This is a genomic window from Pseudomonas sp. CFBP 8758, from assembly GCF_014841725.1.
Lineage (GTDB): Bacteria > Pseudomonadota > Gammaproteobacteria > Pseudomonadales > Pseudomonadaceae > Aquipseudomonas > Aquipseudomonas baltica.
Map to the genome: position 1 here is coordinate 103,390 of NZ_JACYUK010000006.1, position 19,668 is coordinate 123,057.

Sequence of the window (19,668 nt, forward strand, 5' to 3'; positions counted from 1 at the left end):
TTGGACAGCAAAAGCTACGCGGCTTGCGCCGCTGCTACAGGGACCGTACAAACCCCTGTAGCAGCGGCGCAAGCCGCGTCGAGCCGTTATGCCATCTCAGCCGTGGTCTCGAAATCGAAGGTCAGCTCGCCATCCTTGATGTCGATGTGCACGACCCCGCCATGCTCGGCCAACTCGCCGAACAGGATCTCTTCCGCCAACGGCCGCTTGATCTTGTCCTGGATCAAGCGCGCCATGGGACGTGCGCCCATCTGCACGTCGTAGCCACTTGCCGCCAGCCAGCCGCGCGCGGCATCGGTGACTTCAAGCTGCACACGCTTGTCTTCCAGCTGCGCCTGCAGTTCGGTGAGGAACTTGTCGACCACGCTCTTGATGACTTCGTGGCTGAGGCGACCGAACTGGATGATGGTGTCCAGGCGGTTGCGGAATTCCGGTGTGAAGCTTTTCTTGATCACTTCCATGGCGTCGGATGAGTGGTCCTGATGGGTAAACCCGATCGAGGCCCGCGCAGCGGTTTCGGCACCCGCGTTGGTGGTCATGATGAGAATCACGTTGCGGAAATCCGCCTTGCGTCCGTTGTTGTCGGTCAGGGTGCCGTGATCCATGACCTGCAGCAGCAGGTTGAAGACCTCGGGGTGAGCCTTTTCGATTTCATCGAGCAGCAACACGCAATGCGGCTGCTTGGTGATGGCTTCGGTCAACAGACCGCCCTGGTCGAACCCGACATAACCCGGTGGCGCACCGATCAGACGCGATACGGTGTGACGCTCCATGTACTCGGACATGTCGAAACGCACCAGCTCCACGCCGAGGGCCTTGGCCAGCTGGCGCGCAGCCTCGGTCTTGCCGACACCGGTAGGGCCGGCAAAGAGGAACGAACCCACGGGCTTGTCCGGCGCCTTCAACCCGGCGCGCGACAGCTTGATGGCCGTGGCCAGCGAGTCGATGGCAGCGTCCTGGCCAAATACAGTCAACTTGAGATCACGCTCCAGGTTACGCAGCAGCTCCTTGTCGGAACTGGTTACGTGCTTCGGCGGAATCCGCGCGATCTTGGCCACGATGTCTTCGACCTGAGGCACTTCGATACGCTTGACTCGATTGGCTTCAGGCTGCAGGCGCTGGTAGGCACCTGCCTCGTCGATGACGTCGATGGCCTTGTCGGGCATGTGTCGGTCATTGATGTAGCGCGACGCCAGCTCGGCGGCCGCACGCAGTGCTTCGTCACTGTATTCGATGTTGTGGTGCTGCTCGAACCGCCCCTTGAGGCCACGCAGGATGCCGATGGTGTCTTCCACCGAAGGCTCGGACACGTCGACCTTCTGGAAACGACGTGCCAGGGCGCGGTCTTTCTCGAAGATGCCACGGAATTCCTGGAAGGTGGTCGAACCGATGCAGCGGATATCACCGGAGGAGAGCAGCGGCTTTAGCAGGTTGGACGCATCCATCACCCCGCCCGACGCAGCACCCGCACCGATGATGGTGTGGATCTCGTCGATGAACAGGATCGCCTGCGGACGCTTCTTCAGCTCGCCGAGCAATGCCTTGAAGCGCTTCTCGAAATCGCCGCGGTACTTGGTACCGGCCAGCAATGCGCCCAGATCGAGGGAATACACGACGCTGTTCGCCAGCAGATCAGGCACCTGGCTATCGACGATGCGCTTGGCCAGGCCTTCGGCAATCGCCGTCTTGCCCACACCTGCTTCGCCTACCAGCAACGGGTTGTTCTTGCGGCGACGGGCGAGAATCTGCGCGACACGCTCGACTTCGCTCTCGCGACCGACCAGTGGATCGATGCGACCCTGGCGAGCCAGCTCGTTGAGGTTGCTGGCATAGGCATCCAGCGGGTTGCTCGACGAAGAGGTATCACCGCCTTCTTCGTCCTGCATTTCCTGCTCGCCTTCGGAGCTGTCACCGTGACCAGGGACCTTGGAAATACCGTGCGCGATGTAGTTGACCACATCGATGCGCGCCACGCTCTGCTGCTTGAGCAGGAACACGGCCTGGCTTTCCTGCTCGCTGAAGATCGCCACCAGCACGTTGGCCCCGGTGACTTCTCGCTTGCCCGAACTTTGTACATGGAACACGGCACGCTGCAGCACACGCTGGAAGCCCAGCGTCGGCTGGGTTTCACGATCCTCGTCATGCACGGGGATCAACGGCGTGGTGGAGTCGATGAACTCCTGCAGGTCGTGTTTGAGTTTTTCGAGATTGGCGCCGCACGCGCGCAATACGGTGGCGGCTGCCTCGTTGTCCAATAGCGCCAGAAGAAGGTGTTCCACGGTCATGAACTCATGACGCTTGGAGCGCGCTTCCTTGAAGGCAAGATTGAGCGTGACTTCGAGCTCGCGGTTTAACATAGCTTCACCTCATACCCAAGTGGTCGGCGTTAACCGTCCTTCTCGATTTCACAGAGTAGCGGATGCTGGCTTTCCCTGGCGTACTGGTTGACCTGCATGGCCTTGGTTTCGGCGATGTCTCGGGTAAACAATCCGCATACTGCCCGTCCTTCTGTATGGACGGCCAGCATGACCTTGGTCGCCAGCTCACGATTCAGATTGAAGAAAACCTCGAGGATCTCGACGACGAAATCCATCGGGGTGTAGTCGTCGTTGAACAGAACCACCTTATACATCGGTGGGGCCTGCAATGCAGGCTTGGATTCCTGAACGGCAATGCCTGCCGAATCGTCCTCGTGCGACTGCGGGCGGTCTTGATTGAAGGTTAGTCGAATCTGACTGAATGCATGCATGGAAAGAAGATTCATCGTTGAGCGAATAGAAGTGGTGGGTTGACCTTGTGACCGAATTTTGACTCGGTCGCCGCATGACCTTGACTATCGGCAAAACGGTGTTACAAACAGTAGAACCCACATTGGGGAAGAAAGGTCCGCGCAGTCAACCAAATTTTTTCAATCGGTTGTGTTGCGCACGAAGTGGATGATACTCCAGAGCTGGAGTCCTTTGCAGAGGGATATGGGTATGCGCAGTGGTAAAGTCAAGTGGTTCAACAATGCCAAGGGCTACGGCTTCATTATCGAAGACGGTCAGACCGAGGATCTTTTCGCCCATTTCTCCGCCATCGCCATGGAGGGTTACAAGACGCTGAAGGCTGGTCAGGCCGTTTCCTTCGAGATCTCACAGGGACCCAAGGGGCTGCACGCCGTGGCCATCAAGACGGTAGAGGCCGAAGTCACGCAAGCAAGCGCTGCGACGACCAAAGAAGAGGCAAGGGAGTCCGCGAACGCATGATCGTGGCGCAGGAACAGTGATCGCGAGCAAGCGTTCCTCGGGCGCATGCTGTGCAACGTGAGCGCTTGCTCGCCGTCATTGCTGCGAATGTGCACCCGGACAGGCCATCCACACGGATGGCCTGTTTCGTTTCCGGCAGCTGCCGACCCGCCCAGCTTTGTGCCCCCTACACAGTATTCATCGCCGCGACCAGTGGTATACTGCCGCAGTGACCGCAGGGTCACCTTGGTCGGACCGGTCCGCCCGCGTGCACCGCCCATGCGAGTCGCGAGAGGGCCGTTGTTGCCGGTCGACCGCTTGACGCTCTACTGATGCATCCCACATCACCGCGACCAATGCTCGATTTTTCGCCTCATTGATGACAACGAGCGAAAGCGCCTATCCTGCGCATCTCGAGATTCTGTGCACGCTCAGCAAAGAAGAGAGTTAATTCGATTATGCCCACCCGCTCAAAGATCATCTACACCTTCACCGACGAAGCGCCAGCCCTGGCCACCTATTCGCTGCTGCCGATCATCGAAGCCTTCACCGCTTCTTCGGACATCGCCGTCGAGACCCGCGACATCTCCCTGGCGGCGCGCATCCTTTCAAGCTTTCCCGAGCGTCTGCAGGCCGGCAAACCCGTGCCGGACGATCTCGCCGAGCTGGGCACCCTGGCCACCACGCCTGAAGCCAACATCATCAAGCTGCCGAACATCAGCGCTTCGGTACCGCAATTGAAGGCGGCGATCAAAGAGCTGCAAGACCAAGGCTTCGACCTGCCCGACTACCCAGACAGCGCCGAGTCGGATGCCGACAAGGACACCCGCGCCCGCTACGACAAGGTCAAGGGCAGCGCCGTGAACCCGGTACTGCGTGAAGGCAACTCCGACCGCCGTGCACCACTGTCGGTCAAGAACTATGCGCGCAAGCACCCGCACAAGATGGGCGCCTGGGCCGCCGACTCGAAGTCCCACGTTGCGCACATGAGCAGCGGCGATTTCTACGGCAGCGAGAAAAGTGCCCTGATCGAAGCCGACGGCAGCGTCAAGATCGAGCTGGTCGGCAGCGACGGCAGCACCACCGTATTGAAGGAAAAGACCAAGGTCCTGGCTGGCGAGATCATCGACTGCGCCGCGCTGAGCAAAAAAGCCCTGCGCGCCTTCGTGGCCGCCGAGATCGAGGACGCCAAGAAACAGGGCGTGCTGTTCTCCGTTCACCTCAAAGCCACCATGATGAAGGTCTCCGATCCGATCATGTTCGGCCAGATCGTCGCCGAGTTCTATCAGGAGGCGCTGGACAAGCACGCCGACGTGCTGGAGCAGGTAGGTTTCAACCTGAACAACGGCATCGGTGACCTGTACTCGCGCATCAAGTCGCTGCCCGCGGAGCAGCAGGCGCAGATCGAAGCCGACGTCCAGGCCGTCTATGCCACGCGCCCTGCCCTGGCCATGGTCAACTCCGACAAGGGCATCACCAACCTGCACGTGCCCAGCGACGTCATCGTCGATGCCTCGATGCCGGCCATGATCCGCGACTCGGGCAAGATGTGGAACACCGAAGGTGTGCTGCAGGATACCAAGGCCCTGATCCCGGATCGCTGCTACGCCAGCATCTACCAGGCCGCCATCGAAGACTGCAAGAAGCACGGTGCATTCGATCCGACCACCATGGGCAGCGTGCCCAACGTGGGCCTGATGGCGCAGAAAGCCGAAGAATACGGTTCCCACGACAAGACCTTCCAGATTGCCGCCGACGGCGTGGTCCGCGTCAGCGACAGCAATGGCCGCGTGCTCATGGAGCAGAAGGTCGAGACTGGCGACGTGTTCCGCATGTGCCAGACCAAGGACGCGCCGATCCAGGACTGGGTCAAGCTCGCCGTCAACCGCGCCCGTGCCAGCAGCACCCCTGCCGTGTTCTGGCTCGACCCGGCACGCGCCCACGACGCGGTGATGATCGACAAGGTGCAGAAATACCTGAAAGACCACGACACCAATGGCCTGGACATCCAGATCATGTCGCCGGTCGATGCCATGGCCTTCTCGCTCAAGCGCATTCGTGCCGGGCAAGACACCATTTCAGTGACCGGCAACGTGCTGCGCGACTACCTGACCGACCTGTTCCCGATCATGGAACTGGGCACCAGCGCCAAGATGCTTTCGATCGTGCCGCTGATGAATGGCGGCGGCCTGTTCGAAACCGGCGCTGGCGGTTCGGCGCCCAAGCACGTGCAGCAACTGGTCGAAGAAAACTTCCTGCGCTGGGATTCCCTGGGTGAGTTCCTGGCCCTGGCCGCTTCGCTGGAGCACCTGGGCAGCACCTACGACAACCCCAAGGCGCTGGTACTGGCGGCGACCCTGGACAAGGCCACCGGCCAATTCCTCGACAACAACAAGTCGCCATCGCGCAAGGTCGGCAACATCGACAACCGCGGCAGCCACTTCTACCTGGCACTGTACTGGGCCCAGGCCCTGGCCGAGCAGAACGAGGACGCTGCCTTGCAGGCACAGTTCGCGCCGCTGGCCAAGACCCTGGCCGAGAACGAGGCGAAGATCGTCGCCGAGCTCAACGCCGTGCAGGGCAAGCCAGTGGACATCGGCGGCTACTACCATGCCGATGCCGAACTGACCCGCAAGGCCATGCGCCCCAGCGAAACCCTGAACGCCGCGATCGCTTCGCTGGTGTAAGGCTTGAACCGGTAACACCCCCAGCCCTGGCCCTGTGCCGGGGCTGACTTTTTCAGCGCAGGCGACCCCTTGTAGGAGCGGTCATCGGCCGCGAAAGGAGCAACGCGTATTGTCTGATGCACCGCGGTGCCCAGTTCGCGGCCACGGACCGCTCCTACGGAAGATCGCATGCTCCCGTAGGAGCAGTCATCGGCTGCGAAAAGTGCGACGCGAATTGGCTGATGCACCGCGGCGCCTGGTTCGCGGCCACGGACCGCTCCTACGAGGGGTCCATCAATGGGAGATTCCATCATGACCTGGCAACCGCATATCACTGTCGCCACTATCATCGAGGACAGCGGGCGTTTTCTGTTCGTCGAGGAAATGAAAGGCGGACGGTTGGTGCTCAACCAGCCTGCCGGCCATCTCGAGCCGGGCGAAAACCTCATGCAAGCCGCCCTGCGCGAGACCCTCGAAGAAACTGCCTGGGACGTCGAGCTGACCGGCGTGGTCGGCATCTACCTGTACACGGCGCCCAGCAACGGCGTGACCTACCAGCGCATCTGCTTCAGTGCTCGCCCCCTGCACCTCAACCCCGAGCTCGAACTGGATCTGGACATCAGCGGCACCACCTGGCTGACCCGCGACGAGCTGGCCGCACAGGGCCATCGACTGCGCAGCGAGCTGGTCATGCAATGCCTGGACGACTACCTGAACGGACCGCTGCACAGCCTGGAGCTGATTCGCACCTGAGCGTTTTGCAGCTTACCCTGTTAGAATCGCGTCCTTTTCAGAGGCCCCATCGAATCCCTATGCGTGAGCCAGCTCCCCGCCACTGCGCAAAACAGCGCGTCATCGTCGGCATGTCCGGCGGCGTCGACTCGTCCGTGTCCGCCCTTCTGCTGATGGAGCAGGGCTACCACGTGGAAGGCCTGTTCATGAAGAACTGGGAGGAAGACGACGGAACTGACTACTGCACGGCGCGCGAGGACCTGGCGGATGCCCAGGCCGTTTGCGACAAGCTGGGCATCAAGCTGCACACCGCCAACTTCGCGGCTGAATACTGGGACAACGTCTTCGAGCACTTCCTCGAGGAGTACAAGGCCGGCCGTACGCCAAACCCGGACATCCTGTGCAACCGCGAGATCAAGTTCAAGGCGTTCCTGGACTACGCACTGATGCTGGGCGCCGACCTGATTGCCACCGGCCACTACGTGCGTCGCCGCGACAGCGACGGGCAGACTCAACTGCTCAAGGGCCTGGACCCGAACAAGGACCAGAGCTACTTCCTGCACGCCGTCGGCGGTGAGCAGATCGCCCGCACGCTGTTTCCCGTGGGCGAACTGGAAAAGCCCGAAGTGCGCGCCATCGCGGAAATGCACGGCCTGGCGACCGCCAAGAAAAAGGATTCCACCGGTATCTGCTTCATCGGCGAACGCCGCTTCAGCGACTTTCTCAAGCAGTACCTGCCAGCGCAGCCAGGCGAGATCAAGACCACCAGCGGCGAGGTCATCGGCCGTCACCACGGCTTGATGTACCACACCATCGGCCAGCGCCAGGGGCTGGGTATCGGCGGCCTCAAGGACGCCGGTGACGACCCGTGGTACGTGCTGGCCAAGGACCTGGTCGCCAACGAATTGATCGTGGGCCAGGGCAACGAGCATCCGCTGCTGTTTTCCGGCGCCCTGCTCGCTTCGGAAATCTACTGGGTGAACCCGGTGGACCTGGCCGAGCCGCGGCGCCTGACGGCCAAGGTCCGCTATCGTCAAAGCGACCAGGCATGCACCCTGGAACGCACTGCCGAGGGCTATCGCGCGGTATTCGACGAGCCGCAACGGGCTGTCACCCCAGGTCAGTCGGTGGTGTTCTACGACGGCGAAATCTGCCTGGGTGGCGGCGTCATCGAAGTCGCCGAGCCCTGGAGCCAGCCATGAACAACCTGCAGGAACAATTGGTAGCCCTGGGCGCGGTGTTCCAGGCGGCGGTGCTGGTCGACCGTATCGCCAAGACCGGTTCCGCCGCCGAGGCTGACGTCGCCTGCCTGCTGGGCAGCCTACTGGTGGTCGATCCGCAGAACACGCTTGAAGTGTTCGGTGGCGACGACAGTCATCTGCGCGAAGGTTATGGCGCGCTGTCCAGCGCGCTGGAGCGAGACCCCGGCAGCCTGCAGCGCGAGCCGCTGCGCTACGCGCTGTCGATGCTGGGCCTGGAGCGGCAGCTGGCCAAGCGCGGCGAGATGCTGGAGATCATCGGCAAGCGCATTCCGCAGATCCAGAACCAGGTCGAGCACTTCGGCCAGGGCCATGAGAACGTCATCGCCGCCACTGGTGCGCTGTACCAGGACACCCTGAGCACGCTGCGCCAACGCATCCAGGTGCATGGCGATACGCGCCACCTGCAGCAGCCCAACAACGCTTCCAAGATTCGTGCCCTGCTGCTGGCCGGCATCCGTGCCGCACGCCTGTGGCGACAATTGGGCGGGCATCGCTGGCAGCTGGTGATCAGCCGCCGCAAGCTGTTGCGAGAGCTGTACCCCCTGATGCGCGGATGAACGACCGAGGGTTGGCCCGGGCCGCCCAACCGGCTTTTTTCATGTATAATTCGCGCCCTTTTCAAAGCCCGACTGTCCGAGAATACCCATGCAGCTTTCTTCGCTCACTGCGGTTTCCCCTGTAGACGGCCGCTACGCCGGCAAAACCCAGGCCCTTCGCACCATTTTCAGCGAGTACGGCCTGATTCGCTTCCGCGCTCTGGTCGAGGTGCGCTGGTTGCAGCGCCTGGCCGCGCACCCGCAAATCGCCGAAGTACCGGCTTTCTCGGCAGAGGCCAACGCCGTACTGGATGTGCTTGCCAGTGATTTCGCCCTGGAGCACGCCGAGCGCGTCAAGGAAATCGAGCGCACCACCAACCACGACGTCAAGGCCATCGAGTACCTGCTCAAGGAGCAGGCGGCCAAGCTGCCGGAACTGGCCAAGGTCAGCGAGTTCATCCATTTCGCCTGCACCAGCGAGGACATCAACAACCTGTCCCACGCGCTGATGCTGCGCGAAGGCCGCGACGATGTGATGCTGCCGCTGATGCGCCAGATCGCCGGGTCGATCCGCGAGCTGGCCCATCGCTTCGCCGACGTGCCGATGCTGTCGCGCACCCATGGCCAGCCGGCTTCGCCGACGACCCTGGGCAAGGAGCTGGCGAACGTGGTGTACCGCCTGGAGCGGCAGATCGCGCAGGTGGCAGCCGTGCCCCTGCTGGGCAAGATCAACGGCGCGGTAGGCAACTACAACGCGCACCTGTCGGCCTACCCGCAGATCGACTGGGAAGCCAATGCCCGCGCCTTCATCGAAGACGAACTGGGCCTGGGCTTCAATCCCTACACCACGCAGATCGAGCCGCATGACTACATTGCCGAGCTGTTCGACGCGATCGCCCGCTTCAACACCATCCTCATCGATTTCGATCGTGATATCTGGGGCTACATCTCCCTGGGCTATTTCAAGCAGCGCACCATCGCCGGCGAAATCGGTTCCTCGACGATGCCGCACAAGGTCAATCCGATCGACTTCGAGAACTCCGAAGGCAACCTGGGTATCGCCAACGCGCTGTTCCAGCACCTGGCCAGCAAGCTGCCGATCTCGCGCTGGCAGCGCGATTTGACCGACTCCACCGTGCTGCGCAACCTCGGTGTCGGTTTCGCTCACAGCGTGATCGCCTACGAAGCAAGTCTCAAGGGAATCAGCAAGTTAGAGATCAATACTCAGAAAATAGCTGAAGATCTGGACGCTTGCTGGGAAGTGCTGGCCGAGCCCATTCAGACGGTCATGCGCCGCTACGACATCGAGAATCCGTACGAGAAGCTCAAGGAACTGACCCGCGGCAAGGGCATCGGCCCACAAGCTCTGCAGACCTTCATCGACGGGCTGGACATGCCTGAAGAAGCCAAGGCCGAACTCAAGCAACTGACCCCGGCGAACTACATAGGCAATGCAGCAGCGCAGGCCAAGCGCGTCTGACATTCGCCACCGACGCTTTGACGCCCGGCCTCGCCGGGCGTTTTTATTCCAGTTATAAAAGCAATATAATTCAGCAGGTTACAAATGAAAGCTAATACCCCACTTCAAATACTGGGCGGCCTGACTGCCGCTGAATTCCTGCGCGACTACTGGCAGAAGAAACCCCTGCTGGTACGTCAGGCCTTCACCGACTTCGAAAACCCGCTGAGCGCCGACGAGCTGGCTGGCCTGGCGCTCGAGGAAGAAGTCGAGTCGCGGATCGTCATCGAGCACGGCGCCCAGCCGTGGGAAATGCGCCGCGGCCCCTTCGCCGAAGATGAATTCAGCAAGCTGCCGGAAACCGAGTGGACCCTGCTGGTCCAGGCCGTGGACCAGTTCGTCCCGGAAGTCGCCGAGCTGCTGGAGCACTTCCGCTTTCTGCCGAGCTGGCGCATCGATGACGTGATGATCAGCTTTGCCGCGCCGGGCGGCGGTGTGGGTCCGCACTTCGACAACTACGACGTGTTTCTGCTGCAGGGCCTGGGCAAGCGCAACTGGAAGGTCGGGCAGATGTGCGATTCGCAGAGCCCGCTGCTCGATCACGCGGATCTGCGCATCCTGGCCGACTTCCAGCAGAGCGAAGAGTGGACCCTGGAGCCCGGCGACATGCTCTATCTGCCGCCGCGACTGGCCCATTGCGGCGTTGCCGTGGACGATTGCATGACCTATTCGGTCGGTTTCCGTGCCCCGAGCGCTGCCGAAGTGCTGACCCACTTCACCGACTTCCTCAGCCAGTTCCTGCCGGACGAAGAGCGCTACAGCGACGCCGATGCAGTGCCTGCGGCCGACCCGCACCAGATCCAGCACGACGCCCTGGATCGGCTCAAGCGCCTGCTGGCCGAGCACATGAGCGACGAGCGCCTGTTGCTGACCTGGTTTGGCCAGTTCATGACCGAGCCGCGCTATCCGGAGCTGGTCGCCGGCGAAGACATGGCCGAGGCCGATCTGCTTGCCGAACTGGAACAGGGTGCGCTGCTGGTGCGTAACCCGAGCGCCCGCCTGGCCTGGTCGGAAGTCGACGCAGACCTGTTGTTGTTCGCCAGTGGCCAAAGCCGCTTGTTGCCCGGCGAACTGCGCGATCTGTTGAAGCTGATCTGCGCGGCCGACGCCTTGCACATCGACAACCTGGGCCCCTGGATGCACGACGAACAGGGTCGCGCGCTGCTCTGCGAGCTGGTGAAGCAAGGGAGCCTGGGGTTCGCCATCGATGAATAGCATTGGCGTGCGCGTGGCTGACTGGCACAAGGACAATCGCGACATCCGGCGCATTCGCGAGGCGGTGTTCATCGCCGAGCAGGCGATTCCGGCCGAGCTGGAATGGGACGAGGACGATCTGAGCGCGGTGCATTTCCTGGCTGTCGAAGGCGACTATGCGGTGGGCACTGCCCGCCTGCTCGCCGACGGTGAAATCGGCCGGGTGTCCGTGCTCAAGGACTGGCGCGGCCTGAGGGTGGGCGACAAGTTGCTGCAAGCGGTCATCGCCCATGCCAATGCACTGGGCCTGCACGAGCAGAAACTCAGCGCTCAGGTGCATGCCACGACGTTCTACGAACACCATGGCTTTCGCGTCGTCAGCGGTGAGTTTCTCGAAGCCGGCCTGCCCCATGTGGACATGGTTCGCAGTCCAAGCTGACACGTTTGAGCGTGACCGTCGGCCGCGAAAGCGGCGACGTGGTTCGGCTGATACGCTGCATCCTGTACATTCAGCGCGCATGCCATACTTGTCCGCACATCCAATGCGGAGATCACGGACATGCCGCTGCACCTTCTGCTCGCCAGCCTGCTGTTATGCCTGATGCCCAGTGCCCAAGCGGCTACCCAGGTCATGCCCCTTCACTATCGCACCAGTGCCGATATCCTCCCCATCGCCCAACAACTGGTGGGCCGTGAAGGCACCGTCGCGGCCTATGGCAACCAACTGGTGGTCAACGCCGAGCCCGACAAGCTGGACGAGCTCACTGCATTGCTCGAGCAATTGGACAAGCCGGCGCGACGCCTGCTGATCAGTGTCGACACCAGCGACAGCAACACCGCCAACCAGCGCGGCTATCGCGTCAACGGCGGTGGCACTACGCGCATCATCCAGTACGGTACCGACAACCGCAGCGGCGGAGTGCAGCAGGTTCAGGCCAGCGAAGGCAGCCCGGCACTGATCCAGATCGGCCAAAGCGTACCTCTAACCACTGCAGGCACCGACGCGTACGGTCGCCTGCAAGCGCAGACCGAGTACCGCGATGTCACCCAGGGTTTCTACGTCACGGCGAGCCTGACCGGTGATGTAGTGCACCTCAACATCGCTACAAACAACGATCGACTGAGCCAGGAAAGGGCCGACGTGGTCAACGTGCAAAGTACGCAATCGACCCTCAGCGGCCGGCTCGGCGAGTGGATCACGGTGGCCGGCATGAACGAGCATTCGAGCATCAACCAACAGGGCATCGCCCGGCAATACAGCACTCAGGGGCGTAACGACACTACCGTTCGAGTAAAGGTCGACACCCTTGACTGAGCCTGAGGCGCGACAGCGCCACCCCTGTCGGGAATCGTCGACCGCAGCCTCGAAAAATGACTCCACAGTCGCGAAATTGGCCTTTATGTAGTGCTTAGTAGATTCCACTACAAAACGTTTGACGTGCAGAAAATCCATGGGGCATGATGGCCTCGCCTTCACTGATCCGCGCCTTTGCCACGCTGGCAAACGCACCGCAAGGTGAAGGCCGACCGGCAGTTCGGCACAAGCAGCGCCTGGCGCAGCAACCCCATCATCGAACCTATGCACGAGGTTTATCTCCATGGCACTGACACGCGAACAACAAGAAGCGGCCCTTGCAAAAGACTGGTCCGAAAATCCGCGCTGGAAAGGTGTGACGCGCAACTACTCGCCCGCCGACGTGGTGCGCCTGCGCGGATCGGTCCAACCCGAACACACGCTGGCCCGCCTGGGCGCAGAGAAACTGTGGAACCTGGTGACCCAGGGCGCCAAGCCTTCATTCCGCCCCGACAAGGATTTCGTCAACTGCATGGGCGCGCTTACCGGCGGCCAAGCCGTGCAACAGGTCAAGGCCGGCATCCAGGCCATCTACCTGTCCGGCTGGCAGGTTGCAGCAGACAACAACTCGGCCGAATCAATGTACCCCGACCAGTCGCTGTACCCGGTGGACTCGGTGCCGACCGTAGTCAAGCGCATCAACAACTCGTTCCGACGTGCCGACCAGATCCAATGGAAGGCTGGCAAGAATCCGGGCGACCAAGGCTATATCGACTACTTCGCGCCAATCGTGGCCGATGCCGAAGCCGGCTTCGGCGGCGTGCTCAATGCCTATGAACTGATGAAGAACATGATCGAAGCGGGCGCCGCCGGCGTTCACTTCGAGGACCAGTTGGCCTCGGTGAAGAAATGCGGGCACATGGGCGGCAAGGTATTGGTGCCGACCCAGGAAGCCGTTCAGAAACTCACCGCTGCGCGCCTGGCCGCCGATGTCGCTGGTGTGCCGACGATCATCCTGGCGCGCACCGATGCGAACGCAGCGGACCTGCTGACGTCGGACTGCGACCCCTACGACCAGCCGTTCGTGACCGGCACCCGCACACCCGAAGGCTTCTACAAGGTACGTGCCGGCCTCGATCAGGCAATCGCCCGCGGCCTGGCCTACGCGCCCTATGCCGATCTCATCTGGTGCGAAACCGCCAAGCCGGACCTTGATGAGGCGCGCCGCTTCGCCGAAGCCATAAAGCGCGAGTACCCGGACCAGCTGCTTTCCTACAACTGCTCCCCTTCCTTCAACTGGAAGAAGAACCTGGACGACGCGACCATCGCCAAATTCCAGCGCGAGCTGTCGGCGATGGGCTACAAGCATCAGTTCATCACCCTCGCCGGGATCCACAACATGTGGCATGGCATGTTCAGCCTGGCGCACGACTACGCGCGCAACGACATGACGGCCTATGTGAAGCTGCAGGAGCAGGAATTCGCCGATGCCGAAAAGGGCTACACCTTCGTCGCTCACCAACAGGAGGTGGGTACCGGGTACTTCGACGACATGACCACCGTGATCCAGGGCGGCGCTTCGTCGGTCACCGCCCTGACCGGCTCGACCGAGGAAGAGCAGTTCCACTGATCCCCCAGGCAAGCTGCTCTCGCGAGGGAGCAGCGTCTGGGGGTCAAAATGCCTGTGCGGCGAGGTAACTGTGGGAGTGGGCTCTGCCCGCGAAGAACTCGGCGCGGTGTACCCGCCAGACCGCAGTATGGCCTTCGCGGATAGAACCCGCTCTCACAGGGTCACCGTCGCTCCTTGTGGGAGCGGGCTCTGCCCGCGAAGAACTCGGCGCGGTGTACCCGCCAGACCGCAGCATGGCCTTCGCGGGTAGAACCCGCTCACACAGGGTCACCGTCGCTCCCACAGGGATGGGTGTTGAATCCTAAGCCGCCGCATGCAGTTGCCGGCGGCTTTTTTATGCGTCCGATTGATCCAGCGCAATGCCGGCAACCGAATAAGCGGGTAAAACACTGCGCACAGTTAATTGAGCCAACTTGCACGGTCAATCCAACGCGCTAAATGATATTAGTTATCATTAAGATATTCGCGTACTCACGGTAAAAGCTTGGCCTGCTTGATATTTTCGTGTTTCACCCACCTAAATCCTCCCAGTGAGCTACATTGAATAAGCCTATGTGCGTAATGATACGAATTAATTTGCGATCCGAAATTTACTTGCCCGGCTTTTACCCATAAAATCATCGCGATTGATTCTGCTGCGACATATCGTCACTGCGACACTTCATTCAACCCAGAGGCCCCGGCCCCTGCCAAGGAAACCAGCATGCCCGATTCGACAGGACTCATCGCCCACAACTGGGGCTTTGCCATCTTCCTTCTCGGTGTTGCCGGTCTGTGTGCGTTCATGCTCGGGCTCTCCAGCCTGCTGGGCAGCAAAGCCTTCGGACGCAGCAAGAACGAACCTTTCGAATCCGGCATGCTGCCGGTCGGCAGCGCCCGCCTGCGCCTTTCCGCCAAATTCTATCTGGTCGCGATGCTGTTCGTGATCTTCGATATCGAAGCCCTTTTTCTCTTTGCCTGGTCTGTGTCCGTCCGCGAAAGCGGCTGGACCGGATTCGTCGAAGCTCTCGTTTTCATAGCAATTCTGTTGGCAGGTCTTGTCTACCTGTTCCGAGTGGGCGCCCTTGACTGGGCACCGGAAGCTCGTCGCAAGCGGCAGGCGAAGCTGAAACAATGAGGCTTTGGCAATGCAATACAATCTCACCCGGATCGACCCCGATGCTCCCAACGAGCAGTATCCCATCGGCACCAGGGAAACTGTTTCCGACCCCCTAGAAGATCAGGTTCACAAGAACATCTTCATGGGCAAACTCGAAGACGTCCTCAGCGGCGCGGTCAACTGGGGTCGCAAGAACTCCCTGTGGCCGTACAACTTCGGTCTTTCGTGCTGCTACGTGGAAATGACCACGGCCTTCACGGCACCCCATGACATCGCCCGCTTCGGCGCCGAAGTCATTCGGGCCTCGCCGCGTCAGGCCGACTTCATGGTCATCGCCGGCACCTGCTTCATCAAGATGGCGCCGATCATCCAGCGCCTCTACGAGCAGATGCTCGAGCCCAAGTGGGTCATCTCCATGGGTTCGTGCGCCAACTCCGGTGGCATGTACGACATCTACTCGGTGGTCCAGGGGGTCGACAAGTTCCTCCCCGTGGACGTCTACGTGCCTGGCTGCCCGCCGCGCCCTGAAGCATTCCTGCAAGGCCTGATGCTGTTGCAGGAGTCGATTGGCCAGGAGCGTCGCCCGTTGTCCTGGGTCGTCGGTGATCAAGGCGTATACCGCGCCGAGATGCCGTCGCAGAAGGAACAGCGCCGCGAACAGCGTATTGCGGTAACCCACCTGCGCAGCCCCGACGAAGTCTGATCCAGCGTTTGTCACGCCTGCCGATGCAGGCCGAGAACCCCTGGCTTCACACCGTAGTTGACCGATAGCGACCGAGACCATGACAACAGCGGACACCGCTCTGTATATCCCGCCCTACAAGGCTGACGACCAAGATGTGGTCGTCGAACTGAACCAGCGCTTTGGCCCCGAGGCGTTCCTCGCCCAGGAAACCCGTACCGGCATGCCGGTGCTGTGGGTGGCCCGTGCCAAGCTGGTCGAGATCCTCACGTTCCTGCGCAACGTGTCCAAGCCGTACAGCATGCTCTACGACCTGCACGGCGTGGACGAGCGCCTGCGCACCCATCGCCGCGCCATCCCTGGCGCGGGCGACTTCACGGTGTTCTACCACCTGCTGTCGGTCGAGCGTAACAGCGACGTCATGCTCAAGGTGGCCTTGAGCGAAGGCGACCTGAACCTGCCGACCATCACCGGTATCTGGCCCAACGCCAACTGGTACGAGCGTGAAGTCTGGGACATGTTCGGCATCGACTTCGCCGGTCACCCTCACCTGTCGCGCATCATGATGCCGCCGACCTGGGAAGGTCACCCGCTGCGCAAGGACTACCCGGCGCGCGCGACCGAGTTCGACCCCTACAGCCTGACCCTGGCCAAGCAGCAGCTGGAAGAGGAAGCCGCGCGCTTCAAGCCCGAGGACTGGGGCATGAAACGCTCCGGGACCAACGAGGACTACATGTTCCTCAACCTGGGCCCCAACCACCCTTCCGCGCACGGTGCATTCCGCATCATCCTGCAGCTGGACGGCGAAGAGATCGTCGACTGCGTGCCCGACATCGGCTACCACCACCGTGGTGCCGAGAAAATGGCCGAGCGCCAGTCGTGGCACAGCTTCATCCCCTACACCGACCGCATCGACTACCTGGGCGGGGTGATGAACAACCTGCCCTACGTGCTGGCCGTCGAGAAGCTGGCCGGCATCAAGGTGCCTCAGAAGGTCGACACCATCCGCATCATGATGGCCGAGTTCTTCCGCATCACCAGCCACCTGCTGTTCCTGGGTACCTACATCCAGGACGTCGGCGCCATGACCCCGGTGTTCTTCACCTTCACCGACCGCCAGAAGGCCTACACGGTGATCGAAGCCATCACCGGTTTCCGCCTGCACCCGGCCTGGTACCGCATCGGTGGTGTGGCTCACGACCTGCCGCGCGGCTGGGAGAAGCTGGTCAAGGACTTCGTCGAATGGCTGCCCAAGCGTCTCGACGAATACACCAAGGCTGCATTGCAGAACAGCATCCTCAAGGGCCGTACCATCGGTGTCGCCGCCTACAACACCAAGGAAGCCCTGGAGTGGGGCGTCACCGGTGCCGGCCTGCGTTCAACCGGTTGCGATTTCGACCTGCGCAAGGCGCGTCCGTATTCGGGCTACGAGAACTTCGAGTTCGAAGTGCCGCTCGCGCACAACGGCGATGCCTATGACCGCTGCATGGTCCGCGTCGAAGAGATGCGCCAGAGCATCCGCATTATCGACCAATGCATGCGCAACATGCCCGAAGGCCCGTACAAGGCGGATCACCCGCTGACCACGCCGCCGCCCAAGGAGCGCACGCTGCAGCACATCGAAACCTTGATCACGCACTTCCTGCAGGTTTCGTGGGGCCCGGTGATGCCGGCCAACGAATCCTTCCAGATGATCGAAGCGACCAAGGGCATCAACAGCTATTACCTGACGAGCGACGGCGGCACCATGAGCTACCGTACCCGCATACGCACCCCAAGTTACCCGCACCTGCAACAGATCCCTTCGGTGATCAAGGGCAGCATGGTCGCGGACTTGATCGCGTACCTGGGTAGCATCGATTTCGTTATGGCCGACGTGGACCGTTAAGCATGAACAGCACGCTCATCCAGACAGACCGTTTCGCCCTGAGCGAAACCGAGCGCTCGGCCATCGAGCACGAGTTGCACCACTACGAGGACCCGCGCGCGGCGTCCATCGAAGCCCTCAAGATCGTCCAGAAGGAACGCGGCTGGGTGCCTGATGGCGCGCTGTACGCAATCGGCGAACTGCTCGGCATTCCGGCCAGCGACGTCGAAGGCGTGGCCACCTTTTATAGCCAGATATTCCGCCAGCCGGTGGGCCGCCACATCATCCGCGTGTGCGATTCGATGGTCTGCTACATCGGCGGGCATGAATCGGTGGTCAGCGAAATCCAGAGCAAGCTGGGCATCGGCTTGGGCCAGACCACCGCCGACGGCCGCTTCACCCTGCTGCCGGTGTGCTGCCTGGGCAACTGCGACAAGGCCCCGGCGCTGATGATCGACGACGATACCTTTGGCGATGTCCAGCCCGCTGGCGTGGCCCAACTGCTGGAGGGCTACGTATGAAGCTCACCTCTTTCGGCCCGGCCAACACCATTGCCCGCGCCGCAGAAACCCATCCGCTGACCTGGCGCCTGCGTAACGACGGCGAGCCGATCTGGCTCGACGAGTACCAGGCCAAGGACGGCTACAGCGCCGCGCGCAAGGCATTTGCCGACATGTCGCAGGACGACATCGTGCAGACGGTAAAGGATTCCGGCCTCAAGGGCCGCGGCGGTGCGGGCTTCCCCACCGGTGTCAAATGGGGCCTGATGCCCAAAGACGAATCCATGGACATCCGCTACCTGCTGTGCAACGCGGATGAAATGGAGCCCAACACCTGGAAGGACCGCATGCTGATGGAGCAGCAGCCTCATCTGCTGATCGAAGGCATGCTGATTTCCGCGCGCGCGCTGAAGGCCTACCGTGGCTACATCTTCCTGCGCGGCGAATACACCACCGCCGCCAAGCACCTGAATCGTGCCGTACAGGAAGCGAAAGCCGCCGGCCTGCTGGGCAAGAACATCCTGGGCTCGGGCTTCGACTTCGAGCTGTTCGTGCACACCGGTGCCGGCCGCTACATCTGCGGTGAAGAAACCGCGCTGATCAACTCGCTGGAAGGCCGCCGCGCCAACCCGCGTTCCAAGCCGCCCTTCCCTGCCGCCGTGGGCGTGTGGGGCAAGCCGACTTGCGTGAACAACGTAGAAACCCTGTGCAACGTGCCAGCCATCGTCGGCAACGGCATCGACTGGTACAAGGCGCTGGCCATGCCGGGCAGTGAAGACCACGGCACCAAGCTGATGGGCTTCTCCGGCAAGGTCAAGAACCCCGGTCTTTGGGAACTGCCGTTCGGCATCACCGCCCGCGAGTTGTTCGAAGACTATGCCGGCGGCATGCGCGACGGTTTCACGCTCAAGTGCTGGCAGCCAGGCGGCGCCGGTACCGGTTTCCTGCTGCCCGAGCACCTCGACGCGCAGATGTACGCCGGCGGTATCGGCAAGGTCGGCACCCGCATGGGTACGGGCCTGGCCATGGCCGTGGACGACAGCGTCAACATGGTGTCCCTGCTGCGCAACATGGAAGAGTTCTTTTCGCGCGAGTCCTGTGGCTTCTGTACCCCTTGCCGCGACGGCCTGCCGTGGAGCGTCAAGCTGCTGCGCGCCATCGAGACCGGCAACGGCCAGCCGGGGGATATCGAAACCCTGCTGGGCCTGGTCGGTTTTCTCGGCCCCGGCAAGACGTTCTGTGCGCACGCGCCCGGCGCCGTGGAGCCCTTGGGCAGCGCGATCAAATATTTCCGTGCCGAGTTCGAGGCGGGCATCAAGCCCGTCACGCCGGGCAGCCTGACCCAGGTGGCCACACCCACCATGGCCGGCGCCTGACCAACAGCACGCCCGGCGGCCCGTGCCGCCGGTATCGCCCGTTGACGCGCCCTTTCCGGCTGCGCCGGGCGAACGACAAGATTT

General features: G+C 61.9%; 17 protein-coding genes. 15 read left to right on the top strand and 2 right to left on the bottom strand.

Going from position 1 to position 19,668, the window contains the following annotated elements; translation table 11 throughout:
* Window positions 1–86: 86 nt before the first annotated feature.
* Both clpA and clpS read right to left on the bottom strand, forming a co-directional pair.
* A complete protein-coding gene (gene clpA / locus IFT75_RS14460; RefSeq protein WP_122477768.1) occupies window positions 87–2,357 on the bottom strand; it encodes an ATP-dependent Clp protease ATP-binding subunit ClpA in 2,271 nt (756 codons plus the stop codon).
* Window positions 2,358–2,386: 29 nt separating this feature from the next.
* Entirely contained in the window at window positions 2,387–2,749 is a 363-nt protein-coding gene (gene clpS / locus IFT75_RS14465) for an ATP-dependent Clp protease adapter ClpS (protein ID WP_043190060.1), read from the bottom strand.
* 223 nt (window positions 2,750–2,972) lie between these two features.
* Here clpS and cspD point away from each other — a divergent pair, with 223 nt between their 5' ends.
* The 15 genes from cspD to nuoF all read left to right on the top strand — a co-directional run bounded on the left by cspD (window position 2,973) and on the right by nuoF (window position 19,584).
* Window positions 2,973–3,248: a cold shock domain-containing protein CspD gene (gene cspD / locus IFT75_RS21510; protein WP_122478252.1), complete on the top strand. Its 276-nt coding sequence runs from the start codon at window positions 2,973–2,975 to the stop codon at window positions 3,246–3,248.
* A 437-nt stretch (window positions 3,249–3,685) separates the two neighbouring features.
* A complete protein-coding gene (locus IFT75_RS14475) occupies window positions 3,686–5,914 on the top strand; it encodes an NADP-dependent isocitrate dehydrogenase (protein WP_192055317.1) in 2,229 nt (742 codons plus the stop codon).
* 291 nt (window positions 5,915–6,205) lie between these two features.
* Window positions 6,206–6,646, top strand: a complete 441-nt coding sequence (locus tag IFT75_RS14480; RefSeq protein WP_192055629.1) for an NUDIX hydrolase — start codon at window positions 6,206–6,208, stop codon at window positions 6,644–6,646.
* A gap of 59 nt (window positions 6,647–6,705) precedes the next feature.
* Window positions 6,706–7,827 carry a tRNA 2-thiouridine(34) synthase MnmA gene (gene mnmA / locus IFT75_RS14485; RefSeq protein ID WP_185793206.1) on the top strand — a complete coding sequence of 374 codons (1,122 nt, stop codon included), beginning with the start codon at window positions 6,706–6,708 and terminating at the stop codon, window positions 7,825–7,827.
* Window positions 7,824–8,444 (top strand): high frequency lysogenization protein HflD, encoded by a 621-nt coding sequence (hflD, locus tag IFT75_RS14490; protein ID WP_122477760.1) that lies wholly within the window; start codon window positions 7,824–7,826, stop codon window positions 8,442–8,444. Before mnmA ends, hflD begins: the two co-directional genes overlap by 4 nt.
* 88 nt (window positions 8,445–8,532) lie before the next feature.
* A complete protein-coding gene (gene purB / locus IFT75_RS14495) occupies window positions 8,533–9,903 on the top strand; it encodes an adenylosuccinate lyase (protein WP_122477758.1) in 1,371 nt (456 codons plus the stop codon).
* 84 nt (window positions 9,904–9,987) lie between these two features.
* Window positions 9,988–11,157 carry a ribosomal protein uL16 3-hydroxylase gene (locus tag IFT75_RS14500; RefSeq protein WP_192055319.1) on the top strand — a complete coding sequence of 390 codons (1,170 nt, stop codon included), beginning with the start codon at window positions 9,988–9,990 and terminating at the stop codon, window positions 11,155–11,157.
* The gene (locus tag IFT75_RS14505) at window positions 11,150–11,575 is read left to right on the top strand and encodes a GNAT family N-acetyltransferase (RefSeq protein ID WP_192055321.1); all 426 of its coding nucleotides are present in this window, start codon (window positions 11,150–11,152) and stop codon (window positions 11,573–11,575) included. The genes IFT75_RS14500 and IFT75_RS14505 overlap by 8 nt, the downstream gene beginning before the upstream one ends.
* A gap of 120 nt (window positions 11,576–11,695) precedes the next feature.
* Complete coding sequence (locus IFT75_RS14510) at window positions 11,696–12,451, top strand: secretin N-terminal domain-containing protein (protein WP_192055322.1); 756 nt, start codon at window positions 11,696–11,698, stop codon at window positions 12,449–12,451.
* 283 nt (window positions 12,452–12,734) lie between these two features.
* The gene (aceA, locus tag IFT75_RS14515; protein WP_122715554.1) at window positions 12,735–14,060 is read left to right on the top strand and encodes an isocitrate lyase; all 1,326 of its coding nucleotides are present in this window, start codon (window positions 12,735–12,737) and stop codon (window positions 14,058–14,060) included.
* 703 nt (window positions 14,061–14,763) lie between these two features.
* Complete coding sequence (locus IFT75_RS14520) at window positions 14,764–15,177, top strand: NADH-quinone oxidoreductase subunit A (protein ID WP_043190089.1); 414 nt, start codon at window positions 14,764–14,766, stop codon at window positions 15,175–15,177.
* A gap of 10 nt (window positions 15,178–15,187) precedes the next feature.
* Entirely contained in the window at window positions 15,188–15,862 is a 675-nt protein-coding gene (locus tag IFT75_RS14525; protein WP_122477749.1) for a NuoB/complex I 20 kDa subunit family protein, read from the top strand.
* Between the two features lie 79 nt (window positions 15,863–15,941).
* Complete coding sequence (gene nuoC, locus IFT75_RS14530; protein WP_192055324.1) at window positions 15,942–17,729, top strand: NADH-quinone oxidoreductase subunit C/D; 1,788 nt, start codon at window positions 15,942–15,944, stop codon at window positions 17,727–17,729.
* Window positions 17,730–17,731: 2 nt separating this feature from the next.
* Entirely contained in the window at window positions 17,732–18,229 is a 498-nt protein-coding gene (gene nuoE / locus IFT75_RS14535) for an NADH-quinone oxidoreductase subunit NuoE (protein WP_122477746.1), read from the top strand.
* The gene (gene nuoF / locus IFT75_RS14540) at window positions 18,226–19,584 is read left to right on the top strand and encodes an NADH-quinone oxidoreductase subunit NuoF (RefSeq protein ID WP_192055326.1); all 1,359 of its coding nucleotides are present in this window, start codon (window positions 18,226–18,228) and stop codon (window positions 19,582–19,584) included. The genes nuoE and nuoF overlap by 4 nt, the downstream gene beginning before the upstream one ends.
* Window positions 19,585–19,668: the final 84 nt, after the last annotated feature.